The organism is Crenalkalicoccus roseus (assembly GCF_004761865.1).
Taxonomy (GTDB): Bacteria; Pseudomonadota; Alphaproteobacteria; order Acetobacterales; family Acetobacteraceae; genus Crenalkalicoccus; species Crenalkalicoccus roseus.
Genome location: NZ_SJDM01000005.1, coordinates 1 through 19,661 on the forward strand (window position 1 = coordinate 1; position 19,661 = coordinate 19,661).

Sequence of the window (19,661 nt, forward strand, 5' to 3'; positions counted from 1 at the left end):
GCCGCCGCCGCCGAAGTCGCGCCGCGGCGGGCGGTCGCCACCCCCTTCACGGAAGGGCCGTCGGGCCGCTCCTGCCGCTCCGGCGCCGCCTTCCCCGGGTTTGCGTTCGATGATGCGGGTGACCAGACGCCTGCCCATCCGGTCGGTGCCGATCTCGCAGACCAGCGTGTCGCCGCTTTCCGGGGGTTCGATGCCGGCCTGGGTCAGGGCCGAGGCATGGAAGAAGACGTCCTGGCCGTCGGGCCCCAGAACGAAGCCGAAGCCTTTGCGGGCGTTGTACCACTTCACCTGGGCCTCGATGGGCCCGTCGCCGCCCGGCGTTTCGTTGTCAGAAGGCACTTGATGTCGTATCCGTAAAGGGTGAGACGCGGCGCGCAGGTGCGCAAGGCCGCCGACCCGAAGCATGGCACCAGCCGCGCCGCAATGCACGCGCTATTTCGGCGGGTGTCGGGCGCATCCGCTTTCCTGGGCGACCGGCGGGGGTCAGGGGGACGCCCCACCGCGCCACCGGCGGAAGCGGCGCGGGTCATAGGGCGCCATGTCGAGTTCCGGCGCGCGGCCGCAGAGCATCTGCGCCACCAGCCGTGCGCTGCGCGGCGCGGCCACCAGCCCGACATGCCCGTGCCCGAAGGCCAGGGCGATGTCGGCGGAGGCGCGCGAAAGCCCGAGGCAGGGCAGGCCGTCCGGCATGCTCGGCCGGTGCCCCATCCAGAACCGCACGCGCTCCGCCGGCAGGTCCCGCGGCAGGTCGGGGAAGCTGCGCAGCAGATGATCGCGCAGGATCTCCGCCCGCCGCCAGTTCGGCGGCGCCCGGAGGCCGGCGATCTCCACCTGCCCCGAGCAGCGGAGCCCATGCGCGGTCATGGTAATGGACATCTTGCCGTCCGAAGGCATCAGCGGCGTGCGGGGGCCGACCTCCACCCCCTCGATGACGGCGTGGTAGCCGCGCTCCGTCTCCAGCGGCACGCGGTCTCCGGCGGCAAGGGCGAGCGGGCGCGAATGCGCGCCGGCCGCGATGACGGCCTTGTCCGCCGCGATCTCCTCCCCATCCGTCAGCACCGCCCGGAGCCGGCCGCCCTCGATGCGGAAGCCGGTGCCGCGCCGCGCCAGCAGCCGCGCCCCCTGCGCCCGCGCCAAGGCCACCAGCGCCGCGACGTAGCCGCCGGGATCAACGCAGTGCCCGCCCTCCTCGACCAGGATGCCGAAGCCGTAGCGGCGGTGCAGCGCCGGCTCGCGCTGGTACAGCTTCTCGGCCGAAAGCTCGATCCAGCGGATCCCGACCTGGTGGCGGATGCGCCAGGCCATCGCCTCGGCCTCGAAGGCGGCGCGGTCGGGATAGACGTAGATCAGGCCGCGGCGATGGATCAGCCCGCCCACCCCCGCCTCCTCGGCCAGCCGGGCATGCCATGCCGGCGCGTCCCGCAGCAGGGCGCGCAGCGCTACCGCGGTGCGCGCCACCCGCGCCTCGGTCCAGCCGGAGAGCAGGTAACGCAGCAGCCAGGGCGCCACCCGCGGCAGGTAGGACCAGCGTATCGCCAGCGGCCCCAGCGGATCGGCCAGGAAGCCCGGTACCTTCCGCCACAGGCCCGGCACGGCCGGGGGAATGACCGACATCGGGCTCAGCCAGCAGCCATTGCCGTAGCTGGCCGCCTGCGGCCCTCCCGGAGGGCCGGGGTCGAGCAGCACGACCTCGTGGCCCTCGCGCAGCAGCTCGAGCGCGCAGCAGGCGCCCACGATGCCGGCCCCGATGACCACGCTGCGCGTCATGCTGTGGCCATCCGTCTACGCTCCCTCTGCGGATGCGCTAGCTGTTCGGCCCGCGCCCCATGCCGATGGGCTGCCAGCGCCGCAGCGTGGTGTTCTGCAGCACCGCCGGATTGACGCAGGACATCGGCCACCTGCCGGAGAGCACGAGGGCGAGCTCGTGCCCGACCCGGCGCTTCCGCGCCTCGTCGAAGCGGGCGGAGGCGGAGGCCACATGCGCCGTCAGCGTCACGTTGTCCATCCGCAGCAGCGGGTTGTCGGGGGAGGGGGGCTCCACCTCCAGCACGTCGAGCGCCGCATGGGCGATCCAGCCCTCCTGCAGGGCCTTGATCAGCGCGCTCTCGTCCACCGTAGGACCGCGCCCGGTGTTGATGAAGATCGCACCCTTCTTCATGCGGCGGAAATGCTGCTCCCGCAGCATGTGGTGGCATTCGGGCCGCGCCGGCGCGTGCATCGAGACGAAGTCGGACTGCTCCAGAAGCTCGTTCAGCGTCGCCGGCATCACCCCGTATTCAGAGAGCAGCATCTCCTCCACGAAGGGATCATAGGCGAGCATGCGCAGGCCGAAGGGGGCGGCGCGGCGCGCCACGGCGCGGGCGACGCGGCCGAAGGAGATGAAGCCCAGGGTCTGACCCATCAGGCGGGGAATCTGCAGCAGCGCCGGCCGCCCCTCCTTCCAGCGACCCTCCCGCACCATGCGGTCCTGCTCGATCAGCCGTCGGAAGCCGGCGAGCAGCAGCATCATGGCGTGGTCCGCCACCTCCTCGATGAAGGTGTCGGGAACGTTGGTGACCGGGATGCCCCGCTCGGTCGCCGCCTTTACATCCACCGAATCGACGCCGACGCTGCCGAGGGCGATGATCCGGCACCGGGTCAGGCCCTCGATGATCCTGCGGGTGATGGGAATGCCCTTGGCGTAGATCGCGTCCGCCTCGCGCGCCGCCTCGAGGAAGCCGTCCTCGGTGGCCGGCCCCTCGACGATCTCGGCGTCGAGGCCCTGCAGCGCCTCCATCTCGTACTCGTAGCCGCCGCCGGCGACGGTGAAGCTCGCCCCGGCGGGGGTGAGGATCCTGAACCTGGCCATGGCATCTCCCTCTCAGTGCTTCGGCGGCCGCGCGCGGATGGCGGCCTCGTTGACCTCGACTCCCCAGCCCGGCCCCGTCGGCAGCACCAGCTCGCCGTTCTCGATCACCGGCGGGGGGGTGAATTCGTCCCGCCAGGAGACGCTGTCCATGTCGATCTCCATCACCCGGAAATTCGGGATGGCGGCGCAGAAATGCGCGCTGATCAGGCTGCACAGGTTGCCGTAGAAATTGTGCGGCGCGCAGTTCACCTCGTAGACATCGCACATCGCGGCGATCTTGAGGCTCTCCGCGAGGCCGTTCCAGATCACGTCCACGATGGCCACGTCCATCGCGTACTGCTCGAGGAAGGGGCGGAATTCGCGCCGCCCGTGCAGGGTCTCGCAGGAGGCGATGGGGCAGGGGGCGCGGCGCCGGATGCTCGCCAGCGCCGCCGGATCGTGGGTGTCGATCTCGAGCCAGGTCAGGTCGTAGGGCGCCACCGCCTCGGCGACCCTGAGGAAGCCCTCGGTCCTGAAGTGGAAGTTGACATCCAGATGCACGCCCATCTCCGGCCCCACCGCCTCCCGGATGGTGGCGAGATGCCGGCGCAGTCCGGCGAGGGTGCGGCTGTCCCAGTTCAGCTCCGGCCAGCCGGCGTGGCGGCCGAAGCCGGGCGCGTGCTGGTAGAGCCTGCCGTCGGGTCCGGACAGCAGGATGTTGGTCTTGAGTCCCCTGAAGCCGAGCGCCTTCACCTCCGCGGCATGGCGCGCCACCCCGTCGTGGTCGAGGAGCGGCGGCACGCCCATATGCGCGGCGTTGCGCACGCGGTAGGTGCCGAAATGCGACCAGTAGACCGGGATCCGCTCCCGGACCGGGCCGCCGAACAGCGCGCAGACGGGAATGCCGCGGGCCTTGGCGGCGATGTCGAGCAGCGCGTTCTCGATCGCGGCGATCGCCTGCTGGTTCAGCCCGCCGCGCGCCTGCCGCGTCATCACGTGCAGGAAGGCCGTCACCTCCTCGAAGCGTGTCGGGTCCCGCCCGATGACCAGCGGCGCGAGGCCCTCGATCACCGCGGAGAGGCCGGTGCTGCCGAAGCTCTCATTGTATTCCGACCAGCCGACCAGGCCGTCCTCGGTGGTGACCTTGAGGAAGGAGAACAGGCGCCATCCGGCATCCGCCCGCAGCGTCTCGATCCGCGCGATCCTCATCGTTCCCCCCTATTCCCGGGCGGCCAAGCCAAGCATGGCGGCCGCGGCTCCACAAGGCGCGGCGGCGGCGCTAGCCTCGGGCGGAGGAGAGGGAGGACGGCATGGGCAGGCTGCAAGGCAGGATTGCCTGGATAACCGGAGCGGGCAGCGGCATCGGCGAGGCGGCGGCCGAGCGCTTCGCCGCCGAGGGCGCCGCCGTGGTGATCACCGGGCGGCGGCGCGAGAGGCTGGAGCAGGTCGCCGCCCGCATCGGCGCCAGGGGCGGCACCGCCCATGTGCAGCCCGCGGACCTGATGCGGGCGGACCAGGTGCGGGCGGTGGCCGGGTGGATCGGCGAAACGCTCGGCCGGCTGGACATCCTGGTGAACAATGCCGGGCTGAACATCACCGAGCGGGACTGGAAGCGGCTGAGCCCGGCAGGCATCGACGAGCTGATCGGCGGCAACCTCACCTCGGCCTTCTACGTCGCGCAGGCGGTCCTGCCGATGATGCGGGCGCAGGGGGGCGGGGTGATGATCCACACCGCCTCCATGGCCGGGCGCAACGTGAGCCCGATGAGCGGGCCTGGCTACACGGCCGCCAAGCACGGCGTGGTGGCGATGAGCCACAGCATCAACATGGAGGAGTGCACCAACAACATCCGCAGCACCGCCTTCTGCCCCGGCGAGGTGAACACCGAGATCCTGAGGAAGCGCCCCAACCCTCTCGGCCAGGAGGATCTCGACCGGATGCTGCAGCCGGCCGATTGCGCCGACCTGCTGCTCTACATCGCCACCCTGCCGCCGCAGGTGACGATGAACGAGGTCTGGCTGACGCCGACCTGGAACCGCGGCTACGTCGCGGCGCAGGGGCGGAAGCTGTAGGCCGGGGCAGGGGGGCGCGGCCCCCTACTCCTTCACCGCGCCGGTCAGGGAGGAGACGTAGTAGTCCACGAAGAACGAGTAGAAGATCGCCACGGGCAGCGAGCCCAGCAGGGAGCCAGCCATCAGCGCACCCCACTGGTACACGTCGCCCGATACCAGCTCGGTGAGGATCGCCACCGGCACCGTCTTGTTCTCGCTGCTCTGGATGAAGGCGAGGGCGTAGATGAATTCGTTCCAGGACAGGGTGAAGCTGAAGATGCCCGCCGAGATCAGCCCCGGCACCGCCAGCGGCAGGGTGATCTGGGTCAGGATCTGCAGCCTGGTCGCGCCGTCGATCAGCGCGCACTCCTCCAGCTCATAGGGAATGGACTTGAAGTAGCCGATCAGCAGCCAGGTGCAGAAGGGGATCAGGAAGGTCGGGTAGGTCAGGATCAGCGCGAAGGGCGTGTCGAACAGCCCGAACTGGAACACCATGATCGCCAGCGGGATGAACAGGATCGAGGGCGGCACCAGATAGGCGAGGTAGATCGCCAGGCCGACGTACTGGCTGCCCCGGAAGCGCAGCCGCTGGATCGCGTAGGCGGCGAGCACGCTGCAGAACAGCGACAGGAAGGTGGAGGCGATCGCCACCAGCATCGTCGTCCAGAGCCAACGCGGATAGGAGGTGGCGAAGAGCAGGTGGTAGATGTGGTCGAGGGTCGGCGAGCTGATCCAGAACGGATTGTAGTTCTTGTAGTCGTACATCTCGGCGTTCGGCTTGAACGCCGTGATCGTCATCCAGTAGAAGGGGAACAGCAGGATGACGACGAAGCAGGCCAGCGGCAGGTAGAGCGTCACCACCCGCCGCGCCCGGCTGTCCCAGGACATCATCTCGGGCGCGAGGCTCGCCTTCGCCTGCGCTTCCGGCGTGACGGCGGCGACGGTGTCGGTCGTGCGCGCGACGGCGCCGGGGGCGTCAGTCATTGGCCTCTCCCTGCTGCCACTTGCGGCGCGCGAGCGCGAAGTAGCTGAACAGCGTGGCGAAGACGAGGAAGGGGATCATCGCCACCGCGATCGCCGCCCCTTCGGCGAGCTGGCCACCGGGGATGCCGCGCTGGAAGGCGAGGGTGGCCATGAGATGCGTCGAGTTCACCGGCCCGCCGCGCGTGATGGCGTAGACGAGCTGGAAATCGGTGAAGGTGAAGATGATCGAGAAGGTCATCACGATCGCCAGGATCGGCAGGAGCAGCGGGAAGGTGATGTAGCGGAAGCGCTGCCATGCCGTGCTGCCATCGAGCAGCGCCGCCTCGTAGAGCGAGGGCGAGATGGTCTGCAGCCCGGCGAGCAGCGTGATCGCCACGAAGGGGATGCCGCGCCAGATGTTGGCCGCGATCAGCGAGAACCGCGCCGACCAGGCGTCGCCCAGGAAGTTGAACGGCGTTTCCCGTATGCCGAGAACGTCCACGGCGAGATAGGAGATGATCGAGAACTGCGGATCGTAGATCCACCAGAAGGCAATGGCCGAGAGCACCGTCGGCACGATCCAGGGCAGCAGGATGATCGCGCGCAGCAGGCTCTTGAACGGGATGTGCTGGTTCAGGAGCAGCGCCAGCCACAGGCCGAGGGCGAATTTCCCCACCGTCGCGACCGCGGTGTAGAACACGCTGTAGAAGACGGCGCTCCAGAACAGCGGGTCTTCCATCAGGTATATGAAGTTCTCGAGCCCCACCCACTGCCCGCGCCGCCCGATCGTCGCGTCGGTGAAGGCCAGCCAGATGCCGAGGCCGAGCGGATAGGTGAGGAACACCGTCAGCAGGCCGACCGCCGGCAGCAGGCAGGCGAAGATGAGGAAGGGCTTCGAGTCGAACAGCCGGGTCAGCCAGCCGGGCTGGGCTCTCGCCCGTGTCCAGTCGGGCGCGGCGGTGACGGACATGGAACCCTCCCTCGGTGGCGCGGGGCGGCCATGCCGGCCGCCCCGCCGCGCTCAGCTGCGGTAGATGCGCCGCGCGCGGCGCTCCGCCTCGCGGATCGCCTGTTCCGGCGTCGCCTGCCCCGAGGCGACCGAGGCGTACATCTGCACCATGATGTATTCCGAGGCGACGGTGCCGGAGGCGGCGGTGATCGGTCCCTTGTAGCCGCTCCAGAACGGGTTGTTCATGCCGTCCCTGAACACCGTCAGCTTCGGATCGCTCTCCCAGACCGGGGCGGCGTCGTAGGCGGTGAGCGGATGCGACCAGTAGCCGAGGCAGTTGTTCAGCCAGGGGCTGTACTGCTCCTGCTCCAGCATGAACTGGATGAAGGCCTTACCCGCATTGGGGAAGCGGGTGTGGCGGAAGATCATGGCGTTGAGGATCGTCGCCGACTGCGGCGGCCGGTCCACACGGCCCTTCGGCAGCGGCGCGTGGTTGGTGTCCTCGGCGATGGCGCGCGTGGCAGGATCGTTCTTCAGCGCGAAGTAGAGCGACACGCCATTGGCGGTGAGGAAGCACTCCTGCGCGGCGTAAGCGCGGTTGTTGCTGGGATCGAGCCAGGACAGGGTGCCGGGCACGAAGGTCTGGTACAGCTCCCTGACGTAGTTGAGCGCCTCCAGCGTCTCGCGGCTGTTGATGGCGACCTTGCCTTCCTCGTCCACGAGGTAGGCGCCATGGGCCCAGGTCATCCAGTTGGCGAATCCGTTGCCATCCCCGACCGCGTTGCCCAGGGCGAAGCCGGGCGGCTTGTTGTTGCGCCGCATCGCCTGGCAGAGGCGCAGGAACTCGCCCAGATCGTCCGGGATCCTGTCGAAGCCCGCCTCGCGCACCGCCGAGATGCGATAGACGATGGGGCCGGTGGAGCCGCCGAAGGGGATGCCGATCCAGTTGTTGGTGCCGTGCCGCTTGCCGAACTTGTCGGCCAGGAATTTCCAGCCGCCGTATTTCCTGCCGAGGTATTCGGCGACGTCGGAAAGCTCGATCAGCTTGTCGGCGTAGATGTGCGGGTCGTCGGCCCAGCCGATCACCACGTCCGGCCCGGTGCCGGTGTTCGCCGTCACCGCCGTCTGCGGGCGGATGTCCTCCCAGCCCACGAAGTCCACGCGGACCGGAATGTTGAATTGCTGGCTGAAGCGCTGCGCATTCTCGCGAAAGATCACCTCGTCCGGCTCCACGAAGCGGGCGGGACGGATGATGCGGAGCTGCGCGCCCTGCTCAATCTGCAGGCGCGGCGGTTCGGCCTGCTGCGTGGGCACCGGCGGGAGCTGCGCCCAGGCCCGCTCGCGCAGGGCAAGCGCGGCGAACCCCGCGGCACCGAGGCCGATGGCGCCGCGTCTCGTGAAGTCCCTCATGCGTTTCCTCCCTCTTGCTGTCTAGATCCGCCGGCCGGTCTGCCGGTCGAACAGGTGTATCAATGACGGCTCGGGCATCACCGGCAGGATGTCGCCAGGCCTGGCCGAGACGCGCTCGCGGAAGGCGCCGATCAGGCTGGCGCCGCCGGCCCGCATCAGGACCTGCGTTTCCGACCCGGTCGGCTCCACCACCTGCACCGTCGCCGGCACGCCGGCGGGATCTATGCGCAGATGCTCCGGCCGGATGCCGTAGATGGCCGTGCCGTCCCGCGGGGCGTGGCCGTTCGGCGGCAGCGGCCAGCGCGTCCCGTCCTCGGCGAGGAAGCCCTCCGGCCCGCAGCGGCCCTCGATCATGTTCATGGCGGGGGAGCCGATGAAGCCGGCGACGAACAGGTTCGCCGGCCGGTCGTACAGCTCCAGCGGCGGCCCTGCCTGCTCGATGTTGCCGCTGTTCATGACCACGATCTTGTCGGCCATGGTCATGGCCTCGATCTGGTCGTGGGTAACATAGACGGTCGTCACCTTCAGCCGCTGGTGCAGCTCCTTGATCTCGGCGCGCATCTGCACGCGCAGCTTGGCGTCGAGGTTGGAGAGCGGCTCGTCGAACAGGAACACCTGCGGGTTGCGCACGATCGCCCGGCCCATCGCCACGCGCTGCCGCTGCCCGCCGGAGAGCTGGCGCGGATAGCGGTGCAGGAGCTGCTCGAGCCCCAGGATACGCGCCGCCCGCCCGACCTCCTGCTCCATTACCTCCTTCGGCGCCTTGGCGAGCTTCAGGCTGAAGGCCATGTTCTGGAACACGGTCATGTGCGGGTAGAGCGCGTAGTTCTGGAACACCATGGCGATGTCCCGGTCCTTCGGCGGCACGTTGTTCACCACGCGCCCGCCGATGGCGATCTCTCCCGAGGTGATGTTCTCGAGCCCCGCAATCATGCGCAGCAGCGTGGACTTGCCGCAGCCCGAGGGGCCGACAAGGACGACGAACTCGCCATCCTCGATGTCCACACTGACGCCGTGCAGCACCTCCACGGAGCCGAAGGATTTGCGGACGTTGCGGATCTCCACGGTCGCCATCGGTGCCTCCCTCCCCCGATCTGGCGCCGCGCCTACAGCCGCGAAACCGCCGTTTCCTTGCTGGTGATGAACTCCAGCAGCACCGGCACGCCCTCCTGCGTCTTCCGGATGCCGCGCCTGATGGCGGGGACGATCTCGGACGGGTCGGTCACCCGCTCGCCGTAGCCGCCGAAGGCGCGAGCCATCGCGGCGTAGTCGCCGGAGATGTCGGTGCTGCGGTACTTCTCGGTGCTGATCGGCATCACCTTCAGCTCGATCGCCATGGAGAAATTGTTGAGCAGCACAGACATGATGGGGATGCGCTCGCGCACCGCGGTCTCGAAGTCCATCCCGGTGAAGCCGATCGCCGCGTCGCCCCAGACGTTGATGCACAGCTTGTCCGGCGCGGCGAGCTTCGCGCCCATCGCAAGGCCGAGCCCGTAGCCGAGCTGCGTGGTCTTGCCCCAGCCGAGATAGGAAAGCGGCGTGGTCGCGCGCCAGAAGGGCGAGAGCTGATCGCGCGGGCTGCCCGCATCGTGCGTGATGATGGTGTTGTCCCGGTCCACCGTGTGCTGCAGGTCCCATAGCACGCGGTAGGGATTGAGTGGGGCGTCCTTCGAGGTGAGCTTCGGCATCCATTCCGCGAGCCACGGCTCGCGCACCGCCTGGATCTCGGCCGCCACCGGGGCCGGGTCGCGCGGGCCGTCCACCAGGCCCGAAAGCTCGGCGAGCAGCGCGTCCAGCGTCAGCCCGGCGTCGCCGATCAGCCCGATCTCCGCCCGCACGTCCTTGTTCAGGTGCATCGGGTCGAGGGTGGCGTGGATGTAGGCCGGACCCTTCGGCATCCGCACGCCGAAATTGGTCTCGGTGAAGGAGCAGCCGATACCGAGGATGACGTCGGCCTGGTCGAGGAAGTGCCGCACCGGCTTCGAGATGGCGAGGCCGCCCGAACCCAGGGAGAGCGGGTGCTCCTCGTTGAAACTCGACTTGCCGCCGAGGCTGGTGGTGACCGGCGCCGCCAGAAGCTCCGCGAGCCGCCGAAGCTGGTCCCAGGCCCGCGCCCAGTGCACGCCCTGACCGGCATAGATCACCGGGCGCTTGGCGTTCGCCAGCAGCCGCGCCGCGCGCCTCACATCGGCCGGGTCCGGGCCGTAGCGGGTGGCGCAGACCGGGGTGTAGTCCAGCGGCTCCGGCACCTCCTCGTTCCACATGTCCGAGGGCACCTCGACCAGCACCGGCCCGCCGCGCCCGTTGCGCAGCCGGGTGAAGGCGCGGCGCATGATGTGCGGCACCTCGGCGGCGAGATTCACCGGCTCCGCCGACTTCACCACGTGCCGCATGGCGACGGTGGAGTTGAAATTGGGGTCCACATGGGCGAGCCGCCGCGGGTAGCCCATCGGCACCACCAGCACCGGCACCGATTCGCCATAGGCCTGCGCCACGCCGCCATAGGCGTTCTCCGCCCCCGGCCCGTGCTGCATGCAGAAGGCGCCGATCTTGCGGCCGGCGGTGACGCGGGAGATCGCGTCCGCCATGTGCAGCCCGGTCCGCTCCTGGCGCACCATGATCGGGCGGATGTCCTTCGCGGCTGCGAATTCGATGAGGTGGTTCACCGGGTAGCCGGTGAGGATCTCGACGCCCTCGCGCTTCATGATCTCGGCGATGGCTTCCCCGACCTTCATGCCCGTCTCCTTCCCGCCGGGCGCGTTGCGCGCCCGGTTCCGCGGCGGCGCCGCCTCGTTCCGGCCGAAAGCCTAGCCTCCGCCTCGCGGCGCTGGCAACGGCATCCCGATGGTTCCCGCCGCGGAAGCCGCCATACTGCCGGGGAAGGGGAGGACAGGCATGGCCGAGCAGATCACTGATGCCGAGTTCGAGGTCCTGTTCCGGCGCGCCGGCCTGGCGCTGGCGCCGGCGCAGCGGGCCGAGGTGCGGGCCGCGTGGCGGGCGGTGCAGGACATGCTCGCGCGCAACCGCGCCCCCGCCCCCGATACCGACGAGGTTGCCGCCGCCTCCGCCGAGCCGGCTGTCACCTTCGCGGCGGAGTCCCGGCCGTGAGCGCGATCCCGACCATCGCCGAGGCCGCCCGGCGCATCGCCGCGCGCGACCTCTCGCCGCTGGAACTGACCCGAGCCTGTCTCGGGCGCATCCGCCGCCTCGACGGCAGGCTGCACGCCTTCCTCCGCGTGGAGGAGGGCGCCCTCGCCGCCGCGCGGGCGGTCGAGGCGCGGATCGCGAAGGAGGGGCCGCGCGGGCCGCTCGACGGCATCCCCATTGCCCACAAGGACATCTACGAAACCGCCGGCATCCCGACCACCGGCCACTCCCGCGTGCTGCGGCACCACGTGCCGCGGTGGGACGCCACCACCGTGCGCAGGCTGGCCGAGGCCGGGACGGTGATGCTGGGCAAGCTCGCCACCCATGAGTTCGCCTTCGGCGGCCCTTCCTTCGACCTGCCCTGGCCGCCGGCCCGCAACCCCTGGAACCCGGAGCACTTCACCGCCGGCTCCTCCTCCGGCACCGGGGCGGCGGTGGCGGCGGGGATGATCCTCGGCGGCACCGGCTCGGACACCGGCGGCTCGATCCGCGGGCCGGCGGCGCTCTGCGGCATCGCCGGCATCAAGCCGACCTACGGCCTGTGCTCGCGCGCCGGCGTGCTGCCGCTGGCCCAGACCCTCGACCATGCCGGCCCGCTCGCCTGGACGGTGGAGGACTGCGCCATCCTGCTCCAGGCCATGGCCGGCCACGACCCGGAAGACCCGGCCAGCGCCGACCGGCCGGTGCCGGATTTCCGCGCCGGCATCGGGCAGGGCGTGAAGGGGCTCAGGATCGGCGTGATCCGCCACTTCCACGAGACCGATCACCCGGCGAGCCCGGCGACGCTCAAGGGCATCGAGGACGCCGCCGCCTTCTTCCGCGCCGAGGGGGCGGCGCTGCGCGACGTCGCCCTACCGCCGCTCGCCGACTTCAACGCCTGCGGCTGGGTGATCCTGATGGCCGAGGCCTTCGCGGTGCACGAGACCTGGATGCGCCGCGATCCCGGCCTCTACGGCGAGTCCATGCGCGGTCGCATGGCCCTCGGGGCGCTGCTGACCGCCGCCGACTACATGCAGGCGCAGAAGAAACGGCGGGAGCTGATCGCGCGGACCGTGGCGGCGGCGCAAGACCTCGACCTGCTGCTCACCGCGGCGCAGCCGGGCGAGGCGCCGCGCCTCGACGCCGTGCCCAAATGGGGCTTCCTGGAGAAGCCCAATTTCACCATCCCCTTCAACGTCACCGGCTGGCCGGGCCTGACCCTCTGCACCGGCTTCGGCGAGGGTGGGCTGCCGGTGGCGATGCAGCTCGTCGCCAAGCCCTTCCGGGAGGATCTGCTGTTCCGCGCCGGCCACGCCTATGAGCGGGCGAGGCCCTGGCGGGACCGGCGGCCCATGCCGGCGGAGGGCTGAGGCGGGCGGGGCCCGCCCCCTACCGCGTCAGGGCCGCATCCCGTGCCGGCTCATGCCCGGCTCCAGCAGCCTTGCCGCGAGGTCGGCGAACTCGCAGAGCAGGCGGCGGGTGTGGCGGGGGTCGATGATCTCCTCCACCCAGAAGGCCTCCGCCGTGCGCAGCGGGCTGCGCAGCTTCTGCAGCCGGGTCTCGATCTCGGCCAGCTTCGCCTTCGGATCCTCCGCCGCGTCCAGCTCGGCCCGGTAGGCCGCCTCGATGCCGCCCTCGAGCGGCAGCGAGCCCCAGCGTGCCGAGGGCCAAGCGTAGCGGAGGGAGAAGCGGCTGGCCGGCTGGTGCACCACGCCCGCGACGCCGAAGGCGTTGCGCACGATCACCGTGCACCAGGGGATGGTGGTCTGGTTCACCGCCGCCATGGCCCGCACGCCCCAGCGTATGGTCGCGGCCTTCTCCGCCTCCGGCCCGATCATGAAGCCCGGGCAGTCCATCAGGTAGACCATGGGTAGGTGGAAGGTCTGCGCCAGGTCCACGAAGCGCACCACCTTGGCGCAGGCATCCGCGGTCCAGGACCCGGCGTAGTGGAAGGGATCGCCCGCCATCACCGCCACCGGCAGCCCGTGCAGCCGCGCCAGCGCCGTGATCACCGGGCGGCCGAACCAGCGGCCGAGCTCGAACACGCTGCCGCGATCCATCACGCTCTCGATGATCGGGCGCATGCGGTAGGGCTTGCGGATGTCGCGCGGCACCGCCGCGATCAGCGCCTCCTCGGCGCGTGTCGGGTCGTCCTCGCATGCCGTGCGCGGGGGCAGCTCGAACACCGAGGAGGGCAGGTAGGAGAGGAAGCGCCGCGCCGCCGCGAAGGCCTCCTCCTCGCTGTCCACCGCGTGGTCCACCGCGCCGCTCCGCGTCTGGATCTCCCACCCGCCGAGCTCCTGCTTGGTGAGGTTGTGGCCGAGCGCGTTCACCACCGGCGGCCCAGCGACGAACAGCGCCGAGGTCTCCTTGGTCATCACCGAATAATGGCTCGCCGCCAGCCGCGCCGCGCCGAGCCCCGCGACCGAGCCGAGGCCGAGCGCCACCACGGGAACGCGCGAGAGGTTGTCCCCCGTGTGGTGGTAGAGCCAGGTGCCGCCGATCCCGCCCGGCAGGTTGGCTCGCCCCGTGGTCTCGATGGTCTTGACCGAGCCGCCGCCGCCCGAGCCCTCGATGATGCGGATGATCGGCAGCCGCAGGTCGGCGGCCATGCGCTCGGCCATGATCGGCTTCTCGCGGATGGTGGCGTCGGCGCTGCCGCCGCGGACGGTGAAGTCGTCGCCCACCACCACGACGGGGCGGCCCTCGATCCGGCCCCGGCCCATGACGCAATTGGAAGGGGTGAAGCGCTTCAGCTCCCCGGTCGTGTCGTACTCGGCCCGCCCGGCGATGGCGCCCACCTCGTGGAAGCTGCCGGGGTCGAGCAGGGCGCCGATCCGCTCGCGCACGGTCAGCCGCCCGCCCTCGTGCTGCCGGCGCACCTTCTCCGCGCCGCCCATGGCATGGGCCAGCGCCTCCCGCCGGCGCAATTCCTCGAGTTCGGGCTCCCAGGTCATGCCGTCCGCTCCTCCATCGCCGAGGGGGCGGAGTTGAGCATGCGGGGCGGCGATGGGGTAGCCGCCCCGGGCGCCGTTGGCCGGCGCCCCGTCCCACCCTATCTTCGTCGGGCACGCCAGAGGAGGACGCCATGCGCGAGGTCACCCAGGGGGCGCCCGACGCCTGCATCGTCGGCTGGGCCCATTCCCCCTTCGGCAAGCTGGAGGAGCCGGACCTCGAGGCGCTGATGGCCCGCGTCGCCCGCGCCGCGATCGAGGATGCCGGGATCTCGCCCGACGAGGTGGATGCCGGCTTCGTCGGCGTCTTCGGCGAGGGCTTTACCGACCAGGGCTTCCCCGCCTCGCTGGTGCTGCAGTCGGTGCCGGAGCTGCGCTTCAAACCGGTCACCCGCTTCGAGAACGCCTGCGCCACCGGCAGCGCCGCCATCCACGGCGCGCTGGACTTCCTGGCCGCCGGGCGCGGCCGCTTCGCCCTGGTGGTGGGGGCGGAGAAGATGACCGCGACGCCGGGGCCGAAGATCGGCGACATCCTGCTCTCCGCCAGCTACCGCAAGGCGGAGAAGGACATCGAGGGCGGTTTCGCCGGCGTCTTCGCCCGCATCGCGGAGGCCTATTTCCAGCGCCATGGTGACCAGTCCGACGCGCTGGCGGCGATCGCGGCCAAGAACCACGCCAACGGGGTGGACAATCCCTGGGCGCAGATGCGCAAGGATCTCGGCTACGAATTCTGCCGCCGCGAGAGCGAGAAGAACCCCTACGTCGTCCGGCCGCTGAAGCGCACCGACTGCTCCCTGGTCTCGGACGGCGCGGCGGCGCTGGTGATCACCGATGCCGAGACGGCGAGGGCGATGGGCAAGGCGGTGCGCTTCCGCGCCGCCGTGCACGTCCAGGATTTCCTGCCGATCGCCAGCCGCGACATCGTCCGCTTCGAGGGGCCGCGCGAGGCCTGGCGGCGGGCCCTGGCGCAGGCCGGGCTTGGCGCGGTGACCGACCTCTCCTTCGTCGAGACGCATGACTGCTTCACCATCGCCGAACTCATCGAGTACGAGGCGATGGGCCTGACCCCGGAAGGGCAGGGCGCGCGCGCGGTGCTGGAGGGCTGGACGGCGAAGGACGGCAAGCTGCCCGTCAACCGTTCCGGCGGGCTGAAGGCGAAGGGCCACCCGATCGGCGCCACCGGCATCTCCATGCACGTGCTGACGGCGATGCAGCTCACCGGTACCGCCGGGGCCATGCAGCTTCCGAAGGCGGAACTCGGCGGCGTGTTCAACATGGGCGGCGCGGCGGTGGCCAATTACGTGTCCATCCTGGAGCGCACCGGGTGAGCGGGGACCAGGTCCTCTGGGTCTACGTCACCGCGGCCGACGCCGAAGAGGCGCGGCGGATCGGCCGCGCGCTGGTGGAGGAGGGGCTGGCCGCCTGCGTCAACCTCCTCCCCGGCCACACCGCGATCTACCGCTGGCAGGGACGGATCGAGGAGGGGCCGGAGGCCGCCTTCCTTGCGAAGACCACCGCCGCCCGGTTCGAGGCGCTGCGCGCCCGCATCCGCGCGCTGCACAGCTACAGCCTGCCCTGCATCCTCGCCCTTCCCGCGGCGGCGGGGGATGCGGAGTTCCTCGACTGGGTGCGCGCCAACGCCACCCCGGCCTGAGGGGGGGGGGGCGCCATGCCGGATGCCGCGAAGGCGGATCGCGCTGTGTAGGCGCGCCCCGGCACCCATGGGCGCATCGGCCGCGGTCCGCGGGACCCGGTGTCAGTCCGTCATGCGGTCGAGGGGGCGCACGCGGCGCAACACCCATCGCTTGAAGGCGATCGGCAGGGCCACGCCGGCAAGGGTCAGCAGGATGGCGTGGATCCAGAAATGTTCCGCCGTCCAGCCGATGCCGGCGGCGATCAGCAGCGCCTTGGTGCCGCCGATGGCCAGCGTGTTGAACAGGTAGATCGCCATCGCGTAGCGGCCGAAGAACAGCGGCCAGGACCAGGACGAGACCGGCGGCAGGCGCACCATCCCGTGCAGGGCGGGGATGGCGAGCAGCCCGCAGACCACCAGCGCCTGGCGCGCCTCCAGCACCCCGGCGAGGGCGAGGCCGAGCGCGGCGCCGAACAGCAGCCACCACAGCCACTGCCCGCGCTCGAAGGCAGGCAGCAGCGTCCCCTGGCGCTCGGCCACCCAGAGGCCGGCGGCGAAGAACAGGAAGTGGCTGGCGAAGCGGTCGAGATAGGCGACCGGCGGCACCTCGACGAGCTGCAGCAGCAGGCCGAGCGCCACCAGCCCCCCGGCGCCGATGCCGAGGCGCATCAGCGGCAGCGACACCACCGTGCAGAGGAACAGCACCGCCAGGTACCAGACGGTGACCGCGGGGCTGCGCTCGGTGGTCCAGAAAAGGTCGCGCAGCCCACCCCAGAACCCGTCCGGGACGTTGTCCACGTACACGACCTGCATGGCGGCGAGCTTGGCCAGCAGAATCATGAGGCCGAGCAGGAAGAAGGGGAGCAGCAGCCGCTCCGCCCGCGCGCGCACCACCCCCGGCCAGGCCGAGGGCGGCCGGGCCAGCAGGCCGCTCAGCACCACCACCGTGCCGCTGAGATAGAGGAAGAACGGCATGTGGAAGCGGTAGATGGCGTAGCGCACGGGCTCGTACCACTCGACGCCCGCGGGCGCCCGCTGGGCGACGATGTGGCCGAACACCACGAGCAGGATCGCGATCCCCTTCGCGCGCTCGATGTCGAGCCGGCGCGTCCGCGCCGGGGCCTGCGCGGCGCTCGACGGCGCCAGGGGGGCCTGCAGGGGCAGGGTCTGCGACATCTCAGCCGGTGGCGTACCCGCCGTGCGTGGCGGGGGGATATCGTCCGGCGCCTTGCCAGGCGGGGTGCTGGCGCTGCGCGAGGCGCGCCTCGATCCGGGCGCGGGCCATGGCGGCGGCGAAGAAGGTGAACTGCATCACCGCCGTGGTGGCGATCAGCGTGTTGTCGAACCCGCTGTGCACCAGGGCGGCCACCAGCGCGGCGCGCAGCACCAGCCGGTCGGACGGGGCGGCGCGGCGCGTGCCGCCCCAGATCCAGGCGATGATGCAGAGGAAGATCAGGGCGCAGCCGACGATGCCGGCATCCACCGCGAGGCGCAGATACTCGTTGTGGGCCGCGTTGCTGCCGAGCAGGCGGATCATCGGATCCTCGGGGTCCACGATCAGCTTGCCGGCGCCGAGCCCCCAGCCGAACAGCGGGCGGGCGGCGATCGCCTCGGTGAAGTAGGGCCAGATGATGTCGCGGCCCGAGTAGTTGAACTCTCCGTCGCGGCCGATGAAGCGCTCCAGCGCGTAGGCCACGAAGGGCCCGAGCAGCAGCGCCGCCGGCACCAGGCCGCCCATCACCAGGTCCACCTTGCGCTGCAGGGGAAAGATGCGGCGGTTGGAGAGCAGGAATACCGTGAGCAGGAACAGCGCCACGGTGAAGAGGGGGGCGCGCGCCTGGGTGGCGAGCAGGACCGCGAGGTTCATCCCGCCCGCCACCAGCCAGATGGGCCGGAAGCCCCGCAGGTATTCGAGCACGCAGGCGAAGATGGCGGTGACGCAGAACCCAGCCAGGAAGGGCGGCGAGTGCAGGCCCTGGAAGCGGCCGAACCGGTCGAAGGCCGGGTAGAGGCCGAGCAGGTCGGCGAATAGGCCGAGCAAGGCGCTCGTCACCGGAACCGCCGCCACACCGCGCACCAGCACCGTCCACACCTTGTGCGGCGCGAGCGCGAAGCCGAGGGCGAAGGGCGCGGTGGAGCCGAGGAAGCTGCGCACCATCTCCCCGGTGTCGATGACGTTGCTGATCGGCAGGATGGCGAGGCTGAGCCCGCCCACCACGGTGAAGGCGAGGAACGGCCAGTTGATCGCCCGCGACACGCCGTAGCGCAGGATCAGCGATGCGGCGAGTGCGAAGGGCGCTATCTTTACCACCGCCACGCCGAGCGCCGCCGCCGAGCCCCCCATGTCGCGGAGCTGCACGCCGAACTGGATGTCGAGGCCAAGCCCGTACATCAGCACCAGCAGGGCGGCGAAGGCGACGGGAATCTGGTAGAGGACGAGGGCGAGCAGCGCCAGGACGAGAAGCGGCAGCACCATCATGGTGCGCTCGGGCAGCAGAAGCGCCACCAGTAGCAGCGCCGAGGCGCCGAGGAAGGAGGCCAGGAGGCCGAAGGCCGGGGACGCAACGACTCGCATGCGGGCAGCGTTCTCCCATGCCGGGGCCGGCGCGGCCAATCAGCGATGTGTCAGGAGAGGCGGATGCTGGAGGGGGGTCGGGTCGCCGGCGGAACGGGAGAGGCGGGGGCGCCGCGCGAGGCGTCCCTGACCCGGCTGCGCTTCGTGCTGATCTCTTGGGTTGTTCTCTATCACCTCGATCTTGCCCTCAGGGTGAGTGCCGGCCTCCCCTGGCTCGCCCCGGTCCTGGGTGTGGGCTATCTCGGGGTGGACGGGTTCTTCCTGCTGTCCGGCTTTGCGCTCTGGGTCGGATACGCGGCGCGGCCGCCCTCCGGGTGGCAGGGGGTCGGCGCCTTCCTGCTGCGGCGCGTGGCGAAGATCTGGCCGCTGCATCTCGCGGCGCTGCTCGGCCTGCTGGCGGTGGTGCTAGCCGCGGTGCAGCTCGGCATCCCCATCCGCGAGCCGGAGCGGTTCTCGGCCGAGGACTTCCTGCTCCAGCTCCTCCTCGTCAACGCCTGGGAGACGACGGACCGGCTGGCCTGGAACTACCCCTCCTGGGCGCTCTCGGCGGAATGGGCAGGCTACCTAGCCTTTCCGCTGCTGCTGTGGGGGATGCTGCGCCTGCCCGCGCCGCTGGTGCCGGCGCTGGCGCTCGGCGCGCTCGGCGGCCTCGCCTGGCTCGGCAGCCTGAACCCGGGGGTGGGTTTGAACTACACGGTGCATCTCGGGCTGGTGCGGTTCGGCTGCGAATTCCTTCTCGGCATGGCCCTGGGCCGGCTGGCCACGTCGGGCCGGCTACCCGCCTGGACCCTCGCCGGGGCAGCGGCGGTGCCGGCGGGGCTCGCCCTCGGGCAGGATGCGCTGGTGGTGGCGGGGCTCGCCGCCGCCATCGCCGGCCTCTGGCTGCGCGGGCAGCGGCGGCGCGTCGCCGGCGCGCCGCGCCAGGACCTCGTGCTGCGGCTCGGCGAGGCCTCCTTCGGGGTCTATCTCTGCTGGGTTTTCGTCGAGGCGGCGCTGGTCGGGCTGCTCCGCGTCGCCGAGCCGGGCCTCGCGGCGCGGCTCGGGCTGATGGCCGGCGCCTTCGCGCTCAACCTGCTGCTCGGCTGGCTCGCCTGGCGGCTGGTCGAGGTGCCGGCGCATCGCTGGATCCTCGGCCGCAGGCGCCCGGCGCCGGTGCCGGCGGCGGCCGGCTGA

The 19,661-nt window shown here is 70.9% G+C and carries 17 protein-coding genes and 1 pseudogene; 6 read left to right on the forward strand and 12 right to left on the reverse strand.

The window, feature by feature from the left end; all coding sequences use genetic code 11:
- The 4 genes from ET526_RS06200 to ET526_RS06215 form a co-directional block, all read right to left on the reverse strand.
- Window positions 1–339: cold-shock protein (locus tag ET526_RS06200; protein ID WP_240048282.1), on the reverse strand; the 339-nt coding region annotated here is incomplete at its 3' end.
- A gap of 144 nt (window positions 340–483) precedes the next feature.
- Entirely contained in the window at window positions 484–1,767 is a 1,284-nt protein-coding gene (locus ET526_RS06205) for an NAD(P)/FAD-dependent oxidoreductase (protein WP_135466823.1), read from the reverse strand.
- Window positions 1,768–1,804: 37 nt separating this feature from the next.
- Window positions 1,805–2,848, reverse strand: a complete 1,044-nt coding sequence (locus ET526_RS06210) for a C-terminal binding protein (protein ID WP_135466824.1) — start codon at window positions 2,846–2,848, stop codon at window positions 1,805–1,807.
- A gap of 12 nt (window positions 2,849–2,860) precedes the next feature.
- A complete protein-coding gene (locus ET526_RS06215) occupies window positions 2,861–4,036 on the reverse strand; it encodes a mandelate racemase/muconate lactonizing enzyme family protein (RefSeq protein ID WP_135466825.1) in 1,176 nt (391 codons plus the stop codon).
- Between the two features lie 101 nt (window positions 4,037–4,137).
- Between ET526_RS06215 and ET526_RS06220 the strand changes: the two genes are divergently transcribed.
- Window positions 4,138–4,899, forward strand: a complete 762-nt coding sequence (locus tag ET526_RS06220; protein ID WP_135466826.1) for an SDR family oxidoreductase — start codon at window positions 4,138–4,140, stop codon at window positions 4,897–4,899.
- Between the two features lie 24 nt (window positions 4,900–4,923).
- Here ET526_RS06220 and ET526_RS06225 read toward each other — a convergent pair whose 3' ends face one another.
- From ET526_RS06225 to ET526_RS06245, 5 genes and pseudogenes are all read right to left on the reverse strand, one after another.
- On the reverse strand, window positions 4,924–5,862 hold the full coding sequence (locus ET526_RS06225) for a carbohydrate ABC transporter permease (RefSeq protein ID WP_192898663.1): 939 nt from the start codon (window positions 5,860–5,862) through the stop codon (window positions 4,924–4,926).
- Complete coding sequence (locus tag ET526_RS06230; RefSeq protein ID WP_135466827.1) at window positions 5,855–6,811, reverse strand: carbohydrate ABC transporter permease; 957 nt, start codon at window positions 6,809–6,811, stop codon at window positions 5,855–5,857. Before ET526_RS06230 ends, ET526_RS06225 begins: the two co-directional genes overlap by 8 nt.
- Before the next feature lie 51 nt (window positions 6,812–6,862).
- Window positions 6,863–8,200, reverse strand: coding sequence for an ABC transporter substrate-binding protein (locus ET526_RS06235; protein WP_135466828.1), 1,338 nt, complete (start codon window positions 8,198–8,200; stop codon window positions 6,863–6,865).
- Window positions 8,201–8,221: 21 nt separating this feature from the next.
- On the reverse strand, window positions 8,222–9,274 hold the full coding sequence (locus ET526_RS06240) for an ABC transporter ATP-binding protein (RefSeq protein ID WP_135466829.1): 1,053 nt from the start codon (window positions 9,272–9,274) through the stop codon (window positions 8,222–8,224).
- Between the two features lie 32 nt (window positions 9,275–9,306).
- A pseudogene (locus ET526_RS06245) lies at window positions 9,307–10,953 on the reverse strand (thiamine pyrophosphate-requiring protein); the annotation flags it as partial.
- Between the two features lie 142 nt (window positions 10,954–11,095).
- Between ET526_RS06245 and ET526_RS06250 the strand changes: the two are divergent.
- Together ET526_RS06250 and ET526_RS06255 are read left to right on the forward strand one after the other, a co-directional pair.
- On the forward strand, window positions 11,096–11,308 hold the full coding sequence (locus tag ET526_RS06250; protein WP_135466831.1) for a hypothetical protein: 213 nt from the start codon (window positions 11,096–11,098) through the stop codon (window positions 11,306–11,308).
- On the forward strand, window positions 11,305–12,696 hold the full coding sequence (locus tag ET526_RS06255; RefSeq protein WP_135466832.1) for an amidase: 1,392 nt from the start codon (window positions 11,305–11,307) through the stop codon (window positions 12,694–12,696). Before ET526_RS06250 ends, ET526_RS06255 begins: the two co-directional genes overlap by 4 nt.
- A 27-nt stretch (window positions 12,697–12,723) precedes the next feature.
- Here ET526_RS06255 and ET526_RS06260 read toward each other — a convergent pair whose 3' ends face one another.
- Window positions 12,724–14,283 (reverse strand): acyl-CoA carboxylase subunit beta, encoded by a 1,560-nt coding sequence (locus ET526_RS06260; protein WP_135466833.1) that lies wholly within the window; start codon window positions 14,281–14,283, stop codon window positions 12,724–12,726.
- A gap of 131 nt (window positions 14,284–14,414) precedes the next feature.
- Here ET526_RS06260 and ET526_RS06265 point away from each other — a divergent pair, with 131 nt between their 5' ends.
- Together ET526_RS06265 and cutA are read left to right on the forward strand one after the other, a co-directional pair.
- Complete coding sequence (locus tag ET526_RS06265; RefSeq protein WP_135466834.1) at window positions 14,415–15,608, forward strand: acetyl-CoA acetyltransferase; 1,194 nt, start codon at window positions 14,415–14,417, stop codon at window positions 15,606–15,608.
- Complete coding sequence (gene cutA / locus ET526_RS06270) at window positions 15,605–15,934, forward strand: divalent-cation tolerance protein CutA (RefSeq protein ID WP_135466835.1); 330 nt, start codon at window positions 15,605–15,607, stop codon at window positions 15,932–15,934. The genes ET526_RS06265 and cutA overlap by 4 nt, the downstream gene beginning before the upstream one ends.
- 102 nt (window positions 15,935–16,036) lie before the next feature.
- Here the strand turns inward: cutA and ET526_RS06275 are convergent, their stop codons facing one another.
- The gene (locus tag ET526_RS06275; protein ID WP_135466836.1) at window positions 16,037–17,089 is read right to left on the reverse strand and encodes an acyltransferase family protein; all 1,053 of its coding nucleotides are present in this window, start codon (window positions 17,087–17,089) and stop codon (window positions 16,037–16,039) included.
- A 1-nt stretch (window position 17,090) separates the two neighbouring features.
- Window positions 17,091–18,488: an O-antigen ligase family protein gene (locus ET526_RS06280; protein WP_135466837.1), complete on the reverse strand. Its 1,398-nt coding sequence runs from the start codon at window positions 18,486–18,488 to the stop codon at window positions 17,091–17,093.
- 63 nt (window positions 18,489–18,551) lie between these two features.
- On the opposite strand from ET526_RS06280, the gene ET526_RS06285 reads away from it, so the two are divergent.
- Window positions 18,552–19,661: an acyltransferase family protein gene (locus ET526_RS06285; RefSeq protein ID WP_158295511.1), complete on the forward strand. Its 1,110-nt coding sequence runs from the start codon at window positions 18,552–18,554 to the stop codon at window positions 19,659–19,661.